The sequence below is a fragment of the Bartonella sp. CL266QHHD genome, assembly GCF_042195355.1.
In the GTDB taxonomy this organism is placed as follows: domain Bacteria; phylum Pseudomonadota; class Alphaproteobacteria; order Rhizobiales; family Rhizobiaceae; genus Bartonella.
On the sequence record NZ_JBHIOD010000037.1, the window covers coordinates 1 to 1,007 of the forward strand.

Below are 1,007 nucleotides of genomic sequence, written 5' to 3' on the forward strand. Positions count from 1 at the left end.
AGGAGGCGCTGTATAGTATTGCTATAGGTAGTGAGGCAAAAACGTTTAATCAGCATTCGATAGCTATAGGTACTGAGGCACTGGTAGAGAAGGAGGGGAGCCGTGGTATTGCTATAGGTTATCAAGCGCGTGTATCAAAGGAAGTGGATAGCATTGCTATAGGCTACATGGCTCATGCTTTAGGCAAAGACAGTATCGCGATAGGTTCCGAATATAATGAATCGATTGGGCCAGACGACCATACAATTGCAAAGGCTGATTATTCAACGGCTGTTGGTGCTGTTTCTAAAGCTTTGGAATATGCTACGACTGCTATAGGACATCGTGCAAAGTCAGCCGCAAAGAATGCTACTGCTTTGGGTTTTTATTCAGAAGCAACGGCAGAAGGAAGTGTTGCTCTAGGAAGCGATTCTGTATCTGATAGGGCTGCCTCTGCTTTGGGTTACACTTCTTTGTTGCAGGGTCCTTCACAAAGCGCCGAGGCGCAATGGAAAAGTACGCGGGGCGCAGTGAGTGTTGGTAATTTTGCTAAGGGTATAACGCGACAAATTACAGGCGTAGCAGCTGGGAGTGAATCTACCGATGCAGTTAATCTTGGACAGTTAAAAGATTTGGAAGAAGTTGTAAGAAAAAACGGTTGGAAATTGTCTGTTGGCGGTGAAAATGGCGAGACCGTTCTTATAGACGATGAAGTNGACAAATTACAGGCGTAGCAGCTGGGAGTGAATCTACCGATGCAGTTAATCTTGGACAGTTAAAAGATTTGGAAGAAGTTGTAAGAAAAAACGGTTGGAAATTGTCTGTTGGCGGTGAAAATGGCGAGACCGTTCTTATAGACGATGAAGTAGATTTTTCCGCTGGAAGTACAAATCTCACGGTTACAAAGGGCGATAAAGACAATAATATAAAATTTGATCTCGCCAGGAGTGTCATAGTCGATAAAATACAAACAGGAAACAATATCTTAGACGCAACAGGCTTAGTGATTTCTGGTGGACCGAAAATAA

At 43.5% G+C, this 1,007-nt stretch carries 3 pseudogenes; all 3 read left to right on the plus strand.

The annotated features are described in order from the left end of the window. Positions 1–713, plus strand: a pseudogene (locus ACFIK7_RS04605) (hypothetical protein); the annotation flags it as partial. Next, positions 701–748, plus strand: a pseudogene (locus tag ACFIK7_RS04610) (hypothetical protein); the annotation flags it as partial. The pseudogenes ACFIK7_RS04605 and ACFIK7_RS04610, both read left to right, overlap by 13 nt. 15 nt (positions 749–763) lie before the next feature. Further along, positions 764–1,007 (plus strand): annotated as a pseudogene (locus ACFIK7_RS04615) (hypothetical protein); the annotation flags it as partial.